The 13,061-nt window shown below is 70.3% G+C and carries 12 protein-coding genes; 4 read left to right on the top strand and 8 right to left on the bottom strand.

What is annotated here, in order from left to right; translation table 11 throughout:
- Positions 1–2 precede the first annotated feature (2 nt).
- Complete coding sequence (locus J8M51_RS37550; RefSeq protein WP_007383963.1) at positions 3–362, bottom strand: NADH-quinone oxidoreductase subunit A; 360 nt, start codon at positions 360–362, stop codon at positions 3–5.
- Positions 363–1,089: 727 nt separating this feature from the next.
- Here J8M51_RS37550 and J8M51_RS37545 point away from each other — a divergent pair.
- The gene (locus J8M51_RS37545) at positions 1,090–1,926 is read left to right on the top strand and encodes a C40 family peptidase (RefSeq protein ID WP_086751797.1); all 837 of its coding nucleotides are present in this window, start codon (positions 1,090–1,092) and stop codon (positions 1,924–1,926) included.
- Positions 1,927–2,154: 228 nt separating this feature from the next.
- Here the strand turns inward: J8M51_RS37545 and J8M51_RS37540 are convergent, their stop codons facing one another.
- Positions 2,155–3,447 carry a geranylgeranyl reductase family protein gene (locus J8M51_RS37540; RefSeq protein WP_086751795.1) on the bottom strand — a complete coding sequence of 431 codons (1,293 nt, stop codon included), beginning with the start codon at positions 3,445–3,447 and terminating at the stop codon, positions 2,155–2,157.
- Between the two features lie 147 nt (positions 3,448–3,594).
- Between J8M51_RS37540 and J8M51_RS37535 the strand changes: the two genes are divergently transcribed.
- Positions 3,595–4,101, top strand: coding sequence for a GNAT family N-acetyltransferase (locus tag J8M51_RS37535; RefSeq protein WP_086751792.1), 507 nt, complete (start codon positions 3,595–3,597; stop codon positions 4,099–4,101).
- Between the two features lie 166 nt (positions 4,102–4,267).
- Positions 4,268–4,591 (top strand): PASTA domain-containing protein, encoded by a 324-nt coding sequence (locus tag J8M51_RS37530; protein WP_086751790.1) that lies wholly within the window; start codon positions 4,268–4,270, stop codon positions 4,589–4,591.
- 22 nt (positions 4,592–4,613) lie between these two features.
- Here the strand turns inward: J8M51_RS37530 and J8M51_RS37525 are convergent, their stop codons facing one another.
- The 5 genes from J8M51_RS37525 to J8M51_RS37505 form a co-directional block, all read right to left on the bottom strand.
- Positions 4,614–6,542 carry a zinc ribbon domain-containing protein gene (locus J8M51_RS37525; RefSeq protein WP_267299843.1) on the bottom strand — a complete coding sequence of 643 codons (1,929 nt, stop codon included), beginning with the start codon at positions 6,540–6,542 and terminating at the stop codon, positions 4,614–4,616.
- A gap of 143 nt (positions 6,543–6,685) precedes the next feature.
- The gene (locus tag J8M51_RS37520; protein ID WP_086756193.1) at positions 6,686–7,384 is read right to left on the bottom strand and encodes a demethylmenaquinone methyltransferase; all 699 of its coding nucleotides are present in this window, start codon (positions 7,382–7,384) and stop codon (positions 6,686–6,688) included.
- A gap of 76 nt (positions 7,385–7,460) precedes the next feature.
- Complete coding sequence (locus J8M51_RS37515; protein WP_086756187.1) at positions 7,461–8,576, bottom strand: acyltransferase family protein; 1,116 nt, start codon at positions 8,574–8,576, stop codon at positions 7,461–7,463.
- Entirely contained in the window at positions 8,576–10,855 is a 2,280-nt protein-coding gene (locus J8M51_RS37510; protein ID WP_086756189.1) for a bifunctional polysaccharide deacetylase/glycosyltransferase family 2 protein, read from the bottom strand. Before J8M51_RS37510 ends, J8M51_RS37515 begins: the two co-directional genes overlap by 1 nt.
- A gap of 17 nt (positions 10,856–10,872) precedes the next feature.
- Positions 10,873–11,262 (bottom strand): hypothetical protein, encoded by a 390-nt coding sequence (locus J8M51_RS37505; RefSeq protein ID WP_086756190.1) that lies wholly within the window; start codon positions 11,260–11,262, stop codon positions 10,873–10,875.
- Between the two features lie 293 nt (positions 11,263–11,555).
- Here J8M51_RS37505 and J8M51_RS37500 point away from each other — a divergent pair, with 293 nt between their 5' ends.
- On the top strand, positions 11,556–12,590 hold the full coding sequence (locus J8M51_RS37500) for a chitinase (protein ID WP_267299907.1): 1,035 nt from the start codon (positions 11,556–11,558) through the stop codon (positions 12,588–12,590).
- Positions 12,591–12,605: 15 nt separating this feature from the next.
- On the opposite strand, the gene J8M51_RS37495 is transcribed toward J8M51_RS37500, so the two are convergent.
- The gene (locus J8M51_RS37495) at positions 12,606–13,058 is read right to left on the bottom strand and encodes an imidazolonepropionase-like domain-containing protein (protein ID WP_086764839.1); all 453 of its coding nucleotides are present in this window, start codon (positions 13,056–13,058) and stop codon (positions 12,606–12,608) included.
- Between the last annotated feature and the right edge of the window lie 3 nt (positions 13,059–13,061).

The raw sequence follows: 13,061 nt of genomic DNA, 5'->3' as shown, positions 1-13,061 counted from the left end.
CCTCAGTCCCATTCCAGGCCGCCGCGCCGCCAGACGTACGCGTAGGCGACGAAGACGGTGAGCACGAAGAGCAGCATCTCCACGAGCCCGAAAACACCCAGGGCGTCGAAGGTGACGGCCCAGGGGTAGAGGAAGACGATCTCGATGTCGAAGACGATGAAGAGCATCGCCGTCAGGTAGTACTTGATGGGGAATCGCCCGCCGCCGGCCGGCGTGGGGGTGGGCTCGATCCCGCACTCGTAGGCCTCGAGCTTGGCCCGGTTGTAGCGCTTCGGGCCGATCAGCGTGGCCATGACCACGGAGAAGATCGCAAAGCCTGCCCCGAGGGCTCCCAGTACGAGGATGGGCGCATAAGCGTTCACCGCTCCTCGCTCCTCTCAGTCGGCACTGACTGCTGGCGGATGGCGTGGGCCCTGCTCCCCCGCCCCACCGGTCCCACGAACTCCGCCCGTCCCGACGAAGATCGCGAACATGTGAAGCAGGTCACAAGCCCAACTGCCCCGCATCCTATGCCTGCCGGTCTGTGATCTGCGACACGGGTGCAGCACCGAGTTTGTGATCTCCACCACCTGACGAAGGATCATGAAGTCGGATGAGCGACGATCTTCATACACGAAGCGCCAGACTGATCACCAGAAGTGACATTTTTAAGCGTTACCGCTGGTCACGCATGGCGTCTCCATATCAAGAGAGTTCCGCTGCATGCAAATTGGTGCTGGACGGGGTCGCTTGATAGGATGCGGCGTTCACACCCCGGAGGGAGGTCCGACGACCGATGTGGACGCGTGCACGCGTTCACGAGCGTCGCGGACGGACACATTCGCGCCACACCCGCGCGGGACGCCGGGGAGTCGGGCGACCGTTCCGTGACCTGCGTCACATCACAGGGAGATCAAATCAACCAGCCTTGGCCACTCGCTGCGATCGGTGGTAAGCGCAGGGCAATTCGGGCGTAATCACGAAAGTGCATGATCAAAGGCTTGTTGAGTCGTGTCCGCTATGACCGTTACGGCGTCAATAAAGAGTGACGCACAGGAAATTTGGCGCCTGGGTTGAACAACTGTGGCGCAGCACACGTTTCTTGAAGGTATGGAGGAGTCGCTGGTACCGCTTGTACCCATGTCCCACACCGCTCACATACGCAGCCACCGGAAGCCCCGCCGCAACGCGTCCTCGATCGCGATGCGCGCCGGAGTCGCCGGTGGCGTTCTCAGCACCGTGGCCGTGGCCGGCGCGTCGACGGCCGCGTTCGCCGCGGAGCCGGTGACGCAGACGCTCGAACTGCCCACCCTCACGGCCGATCTGGCCACGCAGGCCGCGCAGTCCGCGGACGCCACGCAGGCGATGGCGGCCGACTACCAGCTGCAGGCCGAGCGTGACGCGGCCGCCGAAGAGGCGGCCAAGCAGGCCGACAAGGACCTCGCCAAGGCGAAGAAGGAAGAGGCCCGGAAGAAGGCCGCCGAGGAGGCCGAGCGCAAGGCCGCCGCCGAGCGCGCCTCGCGCGACAGTGAGCGGACCACCCTCACGACCAACTCGTCCGCGTCGACGACGACCACGACGGCGCCCGCCTCCGGCAGCGTCGGCACGGTCATCTCCTTCCTGAAGGCGCAGCTCGGCGACGCCTACGTCCTGGGTGCCACGGGCCCCAACGCGTGGGACTGCTCCTCGCTCGTGCAGGCCGCGTTCAAGCAGGTCAACGTGGACCTTCCCCGGGTCTCACAGGATCAGTCGACGGTCGGCACCGAGGTCTCGCTGTCGAACCTCCAGGTCGGCGACATCCTGTACTGGGGCGCCAAGGGTTCGGCGTACCACGTGGGTGTCTACGTCGGGAACGGCCAGTACCTCGACGCGGCGAACCCCTCCAAGGGCGTCGTGATCCAGGACCTCTCCGGCTACCCGGCGACGGGCGCGGTGCGCGTCCTCTGACCCACCCGGCCGCACAGGCCGTTTTCGAAGGGCCGCTCTCCCCGTAGGGGGACAGCGGCCCTCGGGCTGCCCGCGGAAAGGCCACAGGCGCCCCACAGAGCGCCCGTCGTCCCGCGCCGAAGGTGTTCCGCGCTCCGGGGCGGCGGCGAGCCCCTCAGAGGCGTACAGAGGTTCGGCCGGCCACGGAGCGCTCCGTGGCCGGCCGGACGTGTCGAGGAAGCCCGCGGGTCAGGCCTTCGGGGCCACCTTGCTCAGGCCGTTGATGATGCGGTCCATCGCGTCGCCGCCGGTCGGGTCGGTGAGGTTGGCCAGCATCTTCAGCGTGAACTTCATCAGCATCGGGTGGGTCAGACCCCGCTGGGTGGCCAGCTTCATGATCTTCGGGTTGCCGATGAGCTTCACGAAGGCGCGGCCCATCGTGTAGTAGCCGCCGAAGGTGTCCTTGAGGACCTGCGGGTAGCGCTGGAGGGCGAGTTCGCGCTGCCCGGGGGTGGCGCGGGCGTGGGCCTGGACGATGACGTCGGCGGCGATCTGTCCGGACTCCATGGCGTAGGCGATGCCCTCGCCGTTGAAGGGGTTCACCATGCCGCCCGCGTCGCCGACCAGCAGCAGGCCCTTGGTGTAGTGGGGCTGGCGGTTGAACGCCATCGGGAGGGCGGCGCCGCGGATCGGGCCGGTCATGTTCTCGGGGGTGTAGCCCCACTCCTCCGGCATGGACGCGCACCAGGCCTTCAGGACGTCGCGCCAGTCCAGCTCCTTGAACGAGGAGGAGGTGTTGAGGACGCCCAGACCGACGTTGGACGTGCCGTCGCCCATGCCGAAGATCCAGCCGTAGCCGGGGAGCAGGCGGTCGTCGCCCGGGCCGCGCTTGTCCCACAGTTCCAGCCAGGACTCCAGGTAGTCGTCGTCGTGGCGCGGGGAGGTGAAGTAGGTGCGGACCGCGACACCCATGGGGCGGTCCTCGCGGCGGTGCAGGCCCATCGCGAGGGAGAGCCGGGTGGAGTTGCCGTCGGCCGCCACCACCAGCGGGGCGTGGAAGGTGACTTCGCGCTTCTCCTCGCCGAGCTTGGCGTGCACGCCGGTGATCCGGCCGGTGCGGTCGTCGATGATCGGCGCGCCCACGTTGCAGCGCTCGTACAGCCGGGCGCCCGCCTTCTGGGCCTGGCGGGCGAGCTGCTCGTCGAAGTCGTCGCGCTTGCGGACGAGTCCGTAGTTCGGATAGGCGGCGAGATCCGGCCAGTCGAGCTGGAGGCGGACACCGCCGCCGATGATCCGCAGCCCCTTGTTGCGGAGCCAGCCGGCCTCCTCGGAGATGTCGATGCCCATCGCCACCAGCTGTTTGGTGGCGCGGGGCGTGAGGCCGTCACCGCAGACCTTCTCCCTCGGGAAGCTGGTCTTCTCCAGGAGCAGCACGTCCAGTCCGGCCTTCGCCAGGTAGTACGCGGTGGTGGAACCGGCTGGTCCGGCCCCGACGACGATCACATCGGCGGTGTGTTCGGTAAGGGGCTGGGGCTCGGTCACGACGGGTTCTCCCCAAGAAAGTAGAAGGATCGGAGCAAAGCCTGCTGGCAGTCCGCAGGACCGGACGGCCAGAAATCATGTGCCGACAGGCGTCGGACATGGGCAGTCTATTCAGCGGTACCGATCATCGGCTGAAGGGCTGCCCCTGTGACCAGAGCTCTGCCCGACGTACGGCTGCGTGTCCCCACCGACGAGGACGCCTTCGCCTGGCACCGGATCTTCGACGATCCCGACGTCATGGAGTTCCACGGCGGCCGGTCGGCCGAGCTGTCCGTCTACGAGGAGCTCACCGCGCGCCAGCGCCGCCACGACGCCGAGCACGGCTTCTGCCTGTGGACCATGCTCGACGAGGAGGGCCGGGCCATCGGCTTCACCGGCGCCCAGCCGTGGCCCCGGGAGTGGGGCCCCACCGGGGAGATCGAGATCGGCTGGCGGCTCGCCCGGGACCACTGGGGGAAGGGGTATGTGACCGCCGCCGCGATCCAGACCGTGGAGCGGGTGCGGGAGGCGGGCGTCGGCGGCGTCGTCGCGATGGTCAACGCCCGCAACGAACGGTCCATCGCCGTGACCCGAAGGCTGGGCATGGAACTGGCGGAGACGTACACGGTCCCCGTCACCCAACAGCTGGGGCACTGCTACCGGCTGGCCCTGTGAGGGGTCGGCGTAAGGGTTCGGCGTAAGGGCTCGATGCAAGGGCTCGATGTTCGGGATTTCGGCAACCCGTCACCCACAGTAGCGATTTGGCGCGGATTGCCACGCAGCGCTTCCGGGCGGGGCCGCTCGGCGGTTACCCTGCCGGTACCGCTGGGGGTGAACATCTGTGCGCATAACACCCAAGTCATTCGAAGTGCGTGTGCCACGGTTCGTCGGCCTGATGGCCGTGGACGCGCGCGAGACGGCCGAGGCGGACGGGGTCACCCTCGTCGCACCCGACCGGCCCGACCTCCAACTGGCCGTCGTGGACTACGTCGTACGGCAGTACCCGCCGCCGGGGGTGAAGGTGCCGCGCGGGGCCGCCGTGACCGTGTGGTTCGAGTCGGGGGACGACGGCGGGGGCGTGCGGGAGCCCCGGCACGGGGGCCCTCCGCCCGGGTTGCGCAGGGCACTGGACGAGCCGGGGGACCCGTTCGCGGTGCTCCGGTGACGCGAGGCCCGTCCCTGCCCGCCTACTTCTGCCAGAGCAGGATCGCCGCCGCCCCTCCCCCGCCGATCGCGAAGGCCGCCGCGACGGTGAGCGTCCAGACGAGGGCGCGGCTGCGGGGCGCGGATGGCTCGGCGGACGGCGCCCGGTGGTGGTCCAGGCGCACGAGCGGGGGCTCGTACGGAGCCGGGGCCGGCATCGAGGCCGGGCCGCTGCCCGGCATCGCAGGCAGCCCTGGCATCCCCGGCATCGCAGGCATCCCCGGCATCGGTGGGACCGGCGGGGCGGTCGTCGCCCTACGTCCTCCGGTCAGCCGGACCAGGTAGGGCGCGAGAAGGGCCGCGCCGAAGATCCACAGGAGGCCGAAGAGGAGCACCTCGGGGAGGTCGAGGCCGGCGTTCCCCTGCCCCGTGGACGAGAACTCGCCGCTGAAGTCGGTCGTGGCGGAGCCGGAGGCCTCCATGCCGAAGCCGCTGACACCGGCGAGGAGGAGGAAGAGACCGAAGAACACACCGGCGGCGAGGAGTTGCTCGCCGCGGCCCGGGGAGCGGCGGGCCGCGAGGACGCCGAGGATCAGGGCGCAGACCGCGCCGAGCGTCAACGCGCCCACGACCGCCCAGGAGTTGACGGCGTCGCCCAGTTCGGAGAGCCCGAACGACTCGCGCTCGTAGCCGCCGTACGGGCCGGACTCGGCGAGACCGTGGTCGCCGGACGAGTCGCCGCCGAACGACGAGTCGCCGTCGCCGTACCGGGTGCGGCCCGCCTCGCCGGTGATGGACGCGCCCCACGAGAGGCCGAGGAGGTTGACGGCGAGGTTGGGCAGGACGAGCAGGACGAGCAGGAGCGGGTTGAGGTCCTCCTCCCATTCGGACTGCCAGTCGTCGTTCGCCACGAGGACGACGAAGGCGACGAGCGAGCAGAGGGCGAGGACGATCGCCATGGCGCGTACGGCCGTTCCGGTCGCCCGGAACAGGGCCCGGGGACCGGGGCGGACGGCCAGCCAGGCGGCCAGGTCGTCGCGTTGCGACAGGCCCACCGAGACGGCGGCGGTGAGCAGCAGCGCGCCCAGTGCCGCGCGCCAGGGGGAGGTCGAGACCTCGACGAGCGCGACCTCGGGCTGGGCGAACAGCCCGAGCAGCAGTACGGCGGCCGTCACCAGCAGCGTGACCCGCACGGCCGCTTCGAGCCCGGCGGTCCGGCTCCCGGCGGGCACCGCGCCCGGCCACCCGGCACCGGCACCGGCACCGGCGTACGTGGCTCCGTACGCGACCCCGTACCCAGCGCCGTACGCCCCGCGTACCGCTCGGCGCGTCCGGAGCTGCCGCAGGCCGATCCAGAGCGCCCCGAGGAACAGCAGCGTCACCGCGAGCGGGACCAGGGTGAAGGTGACGGCGCCCTCGGCTGACTGGTACTCGCTCGTGTAGTCGCCGTCGCCGGACTCGGAGACCGTGAAGCCGCCGCCGAGGCCCTGGAGGAGGCCGGCGAGGGCGAGGCCCAGCCGGTCGGCGAAGCCCACGAAGTACTGGTCGTCCTGGTTGCTCTGGCCGTAGGACGGGACGGCCAGGGCGACGGCGGCGGCGAAGAGCAGCCCCACCGGCCAGAGCGCGGCCAGGGCGGACCCGCCCCAGTCACCCCGGAAGGCCCGGCCCAGGAAGGCGCCGAAGGGCGAGGGGCGGGCCGGGACGGGGGCGTACTCGGGAGGGGGCGGTGGCGGCCCGAGGGGCGGCACACCCGGTGGAGCCGGTGAGGCCTGCGGGGCCTGCGAAGTCGGCGGGGGTCCCGAAGGCGCCTGGGGCACCTGGGGCGGAGCCGTCGGCGGGACGGGTGACGGAACAGGTGAGGGAACCGAGGACGGAACCGACGACGGAACCGGCGGGCGTTCCCGCCCGCACTTCATGCAGAAGCGTGCCTCGTCGGGTCCCGGTGTTCCGCAGTGCGGGCAGTAGGCCGTCATGAATCCCCCGTCGTACGACATCACCGGCGCGTGCCGATGTATCAACGGACGGTAGTTTCTGTTGACCGGTTCTCGTCAACACCATGACCCGACGGACGTCCCCCGTACGGGTGAAATCAGCGCCGAGCGGGCCGAGTCGGGGCCTACGGCTGGGCCTTGAACCCCCGGTGCAGCGCGGCGATCCCGCCCGAGAGGTTCCGCCAGGCGACCTTGTCCCAGCCGGCCTTCCGGAGGCGCTCGGCGAGGCCGGCCTGGTCGGGCCAGGCGCGGATGGACTCGGCGAGATAGACGTACGCGTCCGGGTTGGACGACACCGCGCGGGCGACCGGCGGCAGCGCGCGCATCAGGTACTCGGTGTAGACGGTCCGGAACGGCGCCCACGTCGGGTGGGAGAACTCGCAGATCACGACGCGCCCGCCGGGCTTGGTCACCCGGTACAGCTCACGCAGCGCGGTGTCGGTGTCCTGCACGTTGCGCAGACCGAAGGAGATGGTCACCGCGTCGAAGGTGTCGTCCTTGAACGGCAGCTTCGTGGCGTCGCCCGCGGTGAAGGGCAGCCAGGAGTGGCGGTCCTTGCCGACCCGGAGCATGCCGAGGGAGAAGTCGCAGGGGACGACGTACGCGCCGCTCTGCGCGAAGGGCAGCGAGGAGGTGCCCGTACCGGCCGCGAGGTCCAGGATCTTCTGCGCGGGCCGGGCGTCCACCGCCTTCGCGACGTCCTTGCGCCAGCGGCGGTCCTGTCCGAGGGACAGCACGTCGTTGGTCAGGTCGTACCGTTTCGCCACTCGGTCGAACATCGAGGCGACTTCGTGCGGCTGCTTGTCCAGGGATGCGCGGGTCACGGGCCCATTGTGGCAGTACGGGCCGGACGCACCGACGTCCGGCCCACCCACGGTCCACGACCTGTCCACGGCCCGTCTACGGCAGCAGCCTCGGCTGCTTCCTGGCCGCCACGTCCTCCACCCAGCCGCAGAGCAGCACGAAGACGCCGATCAACAGCCAGCCGACGCCGAACATGAACCACTGGCTCTCCAGCGGCAGGTACGTCTCGAAGGCGGGGACGTCCCAGAACCGGTCGATCAGCGGGACGGCGAGGATCAGGGCGATCTCGTGCCACAGGTAGATCGTCACCGCGCGGGAGTTGAAGACCCTGACGGTCCGGTCCAGCCGCCGGAAGCGGGTGAGCCCGGCGAAGTCGACCTTGAAGTACGCCTTCGCGTAGAGGAGCAGCGTCACGAAGCCGGCGGAGAAGAACGCCTGGGCGAGGGGGATGTCGTCGAGGTCGTACGAGCCGGTCTCCTCCTGGTGGGTGAAGGCGTACCAGGCGCCGAAGCCGAGGGCCGCCAGGGACAGGACGGTCACGGCGAGGGGCTTCAGCCGGGCGAGGACGCCCTCGCGGTGGGCGAAGCCCAGCATCCAGCAGAAGAGGAAGGTGGCCAGGTCGGTCAGGGCGTTGCCGAACCGGTCGTCCGGGGGCTCCCAGAGGAAGTGGAACACCAGGACGGGCGAGAGGGACAGGAGGAGGACCGGGACCGGGGCCGGCCGGAACAGCCTCAGCAGGGCCGGGGAGAGGAGCACGAACCAGAGGTAGGTGCGCAGGTACCAGAGGATCTCCCAGGCCTGTTCGCCCCAGGCGTCGCCCGGGGGGTCGCCCAGCGGGACGACCCAGAAGACGATCTGCCAGCCGGGCATCCACCCGTGGACCAGCATGGCGACGACCACGAAGAGGCCCCAGAACCAGAAGGGGGGCAGGAGCCGGCGGACACGGCTCCTGATCACCTGGGAGGCGGGGCGTTCCAGGGACTTCGCCATCAGGGTGCCGGCGAGGGCGAACATGATGCCCATGGAGGGGAACACCATGCCGGCCCAGGGCCAGCCGAAGGTGTGGTACGTCACCACGCGGACGAGGGCGAGGGCGCGGAGGGTGTCGAAGTAGCGGTCGCGCCCCTGGGCCCGGGGAGGGGCGTCGTCCGGTGCCGTGGGCGCGGGGCCGACGGGTTCGGCGGTCGTCGCCCCTCTCCTGTGCGACCCCATCAGCTCGCCCCCGCCGGGGTGCCGACCTCGCCGGTGCGCTTCAGCTTCTGCCAGCGCAGCCGGCCGCCGGTGAGGGCGGTGACGCAGGAGTGGATCAGGACGAGATACATCATCTGGCGGTAGGCGAGCTGCTGGAGCGGGAGCATCAGCAGATAGCGGTACTTCTCCTTGTCCAGCTTGAAGGCGTAGGCGGCGCAGACGAGTTGGACGCCGAGGACGGCCAGCCAGGCCAGCAGGGACGCCTGGAAGTCGACGAAGATCATCGCGTAGACGGTGAAGACGTCGATCAGCGGGGCGAAGACCGGGGTGATGATCTGGAAGATCACGACCAGCGGCATGCCGACCCGGCCGAAGCGGCCGGAGGGGCCGCTGTCCGTCAGGGACCTGCGGTGCTTCCAGAGGGCCTGCATGGTGCCGTACGACCAGCGGTAGCGCTGTGACCAGAGCTGTTTGAGCGAGCCCGGCGCCTCGGTCCAGGCGCGGGCGTGCTCCTGGTAGACGACCCGCCAGCCCGCGCGGTGCATGGCGATGGTGATGTCGGTGTCCTCGGCGAGCGTGTCCTCGCTCATGCCGCCCACCTCCAGCACCGCGTCCCGGCGGAACGCGCCGATCGCGCCCGGGATGGTGGGCATGCAGCGCAGCAGGTCGTACATCCGCCGGTCGAGGTTGAAGCCCATCACGTACTCGATGTGCTGCCAGGCACCGATCACGGTGTCGCGGTTGCCGACCTTGGCGTTGCCCGCGACCGCGCCGACGCCCGGGTCGGCGAAGGGCTGGACGAGCTTGCCGACCGTGTCGGGTTCGAAGACGGTGTCGCCGTCCATCATCACGACGATGTCGTAACTGGCGCTGCGCACCCCGTTGTTGAGGGCGGCGGGCTTGCCGGCGTTCTCCTGGCGGATGACCCGGACGTTGCGCATGCCGAGCTGGTCGGCCGCCGTGCGCGCGATCTCGGAGGTGCCGTCCGTCGAGCCGTCGTCCACGACGATGACCTCGATCGGATGGGTGCTTGCTGCCAGCGATTCGAGGGTGTTGGCGATGCACTCCTTCTCGTTGTACGCCGGGACGATCACGCTGACCGGGCCGGTGACCGGTGGCCCCCAGCTGAACCGGCGTCTGTTCCGTTCACGGAAGTGGCGCCGGGCGAGGATGAGCATCATCCCGAAGCGGCCCATGACCGCGACGCCGACGACCATCAGACCGACCGAGAGCGTCGGTACGGCGTACTCGGCGACGTACACGGCCGCGACGAGCGCCTTGCCCTCGTAGAGGGTGGCCCCGGTGGCGGTGCGATGGGCGGCCTGCGCGTCCGAAGTGCCCGGGGTGCCCTGCCCGTCGGCTTCGGGACCGCCGGGGCCGCCCGCCTGCCGGCCTGCCGCCGTACCGTTCTCGGCGTCGTCCTTCTGCAGCGCGCCGCTGACGGTGGTGAAGGTGTAGCCCTCGGCCTTCATGTTCTCGATGTACGTGCCGAGCGCCTTCACCGTCTGGGAGCGGTCGCCGCCCGCGTCGTGCATGAGGACCGAGGCACCCTTGCCGTCCTCCGGCGTGGCCCACTTGATGATCTTCTTGACGCCGGGCCGCTTCCAGTCGTCGCTGTCGGTGTCGACGAAGACGCTGGTGTAGCCGTCCTCGCCGAGCTTCTTGTAGACGGGCCAGCTGTAGTTGTCGATGGCGTCCGTCTCGGAGGAGTACGGGGCGCGGAAGAGCGTGGTGGTGATGCCGGCGGCGCCCGCGAGGGCGAGCTGCGTCTGGGTCATCTCCCGGGTGATCCGGGCGTCGCTCTGGTACGACAGGTCGACGTGGGTGAAGGTGTGGATGCCGATCTCATGGCCGTCCTCGACCATGTCCCGGACGATGGACGGGTAGCGCGACACCATCGAGCCGACGACGAAGAAGGTCGCGGGGACGTCGTACTTCTTCAGGACGTCGAGGATCTCCGGGGTCCAGGTCGGGTTCGGGCCGTCGTCGAAGGTGAGCGCGATGGTCTTGTCCGGCACGGACTGCGTCTGCGCCTCACCGCCGCGGAAGGTCAGGATGGGCCCGCCGTCGAGGATGTCCTCGGGTACGTCGCTGGAGCTGGCTCCGGTGCGCACGCGCTGGTCGCCGCCGACCTCGGCGCGCAGATAGCCGTCGAGCAGCATCACGCTGGTCAGCCCGAGCAGAAGCAGCAGGGCGAGGATGACCCGGGGTTTCTGGAGGGCGGCGGCCTTGCCGGTGGCGCGTTGCAGCTTGGAGGGGGCGCGTCGGCGCCCGCGGCGCGCGCGTGTGGTGGTGCTCATCAGGTGGTGCGCTCCCGTCAGTGGGCGGACGCGGACGGGGACGGTACGGCGGTGGGGGCGCCGGAGGGCGCGGTGCCGCCGGGGGCGCCGCTCGTGGCCCCGGAGGGGATGCCCTCCGGGGCCACGCCGCCCTGGGGCTGCGGGCCGTTGCCGGCGCCGCCCTGGCCGGGCGCGCCGGCCTGGCCGCCGCCTCCGCCGAAGGGGAACAGTTCGGTCGGGGACGCGGAGATGCCCCAGCCCATGAACGCCATGCCGAGTACGACGGCGTAACCGAGACAGACGACCCCCAGCAGCATGCCGCAGCGGCGCAGCAGTCTGGCGCGGCGCCCGGAGTTGTCGACGAAGACGGGGCCCTCTGCGGGCGCGGCTTCGGGGGTGAGGTTTTCGTTGGCGGACTCGGATTGCATGTCCCCGGATATTAGGCGGGCTTTATTTGTCCAATTCCCAGCTCCTCTTGTGAGACTCCCATGAGAAACTCCTTGACCTGTCCGTTTCCTTAGAGAATCCATGAACGACTGCGAAGCCGCAGGGCTTTGCCTTTGGGGGGATACACCCCACCCGCAGGGGATCGTTTGCCCGACTTGCAAACACTTTGCCGGTCGCCGTTCCGCGACCGTCGTCGACCGTCCTTCGGATCTGCAATCTTCAGGAAGCACACATGGAGCACAGCCGGGTGTGATTCATTTCCCTCGTGAGTACCGTGAGGAATTCCCTGAAACCGGCCGTCGGGCTGATATGTCTGATGGCCCTGGCCTGCGCGGGCTGCACCACGAAGACCGAAGAGTCCGCGTCCCCGCCCAGCAGCAGCCCGTCGAGTCCGGCCGGTGCGCCGACGGAGGCGACGGAGGCGGCGAGGACGGCCACGGTCTACGCGCCGTACGTCAACGCCACCGACGCCTCCGACCTCGACGACGCCGGGTCGGCCGCCGCGTACAACCTGGCGTTCGTGATCGCCGAGGGCGACGGGGACGCGTGCACGCCCGCGTGGAACGGCACGGAGGCGATCGACGACTCGGCGGTGAGGTCCCGGATCTCGGCGCTCACCTCATCGGGGGCGTCGGTGCGGGTCTCCTTCGGCGGCGCCTCGGGCACGGAGCTGGCCCAGGCCTGCGACAGCGCGTCCGAGCTGGCCGAGGCGTACGGCGCGGCGCTCGACGCGGCCGGCTCCACCGCGGCCGACTTCGACGTCGAGGGCGACGCGCTCAAGGACTCCGGCTCCGTCGCGCTGCGCTCCGAGGCGATCGCGCTCCTCCAGAAGGACCGCCCCGACCTCTCCGTCTCCTTCACCCTCCCCGTCATGCCGTCCGGCCTCGACGACGACGGCATGGCCCTCCTCGCCTCGGCCAACGACAAGGCCGTCCAGGTCACCACCGTCAACATCATGACCATGAACTACGCCAGTTCGTACGACGGTGACATGGGCGACTACGCGGAACAGGCGGCCGAGGCGACCCACGAGCAGCTGATGGACGTCTTCGGCACGAGCGAGTCCACGGCGTGGGGGGCGCTGGCGCTGACCTCGATGCTGGGCGTCAACGACGTCGACAACGAGACGTTCACGCTGCGGGACGCGGCGCAGGTGCGGGCGTTCGCGGAGGAGAAGGGGGTGGCGTGGGTGTCGATGTGGGCCACGTTCCGGGATCAGGAGTGCGGGGACGGGGCGAGTGACGCATTGGTCGACTGCAGTGGGGTCGACCAGGGGGACGGGGCGTTCGGGGAGGCGTTCTCGGGATGAGCGCGCCCCTGGTGATCAGCGGCGGCGGTGGACCAGACGCCCGGCGCACACGGTCGCCATGCACGTCCCGGAGTGGTCGAAGACGGTGAGGTCCGCCCGGCCCGTGTCGACGAGCGTCGTGGGGCGGGGCTCGGGCAGCACGACCACGTCGTTCCGCTGGGCGGCGGCACGCAGTTCGGCGGTGTCGGCGTACCGCGCCAGCACCGCGACCGCGCCCGACTTCAGCACCGCGTGGACGCGTTCACGGGGTGACGGGGCGTCCGGGAGCGGGCCTTCGTGCACCCGGCCGGGCCCGAGGACGCCGGGCCAGCTCCGCACCCGGGCCCCGGGGAACCGCTCCCGGACCTCGGCCAGCGTGCCCAGGCCCACGACCCGGGTGCCGTCGACCACGACGGCGCCGTCCTTGATCGGCCGCGCGTCGTCGTCCCAGGTGCGCCGTACCTCGTCGGCGGCGTGAATCGTCAGCACGTG

It is taken from the genome of Streptomyces griseiscabiei, assembly GCF_020010925.1.
Taxonomy (GTDB): Bacteria; Actinomycetota; Actinomycetes; order Streptomycetales; family Streptomycetaceae; genus Streptomyces; species Streptomyces griseiscabiei.
Note: the sequence above shows the minus strand (reverse complement) of the source record. Positions and strands in the feature narration are given on the sequence as shown.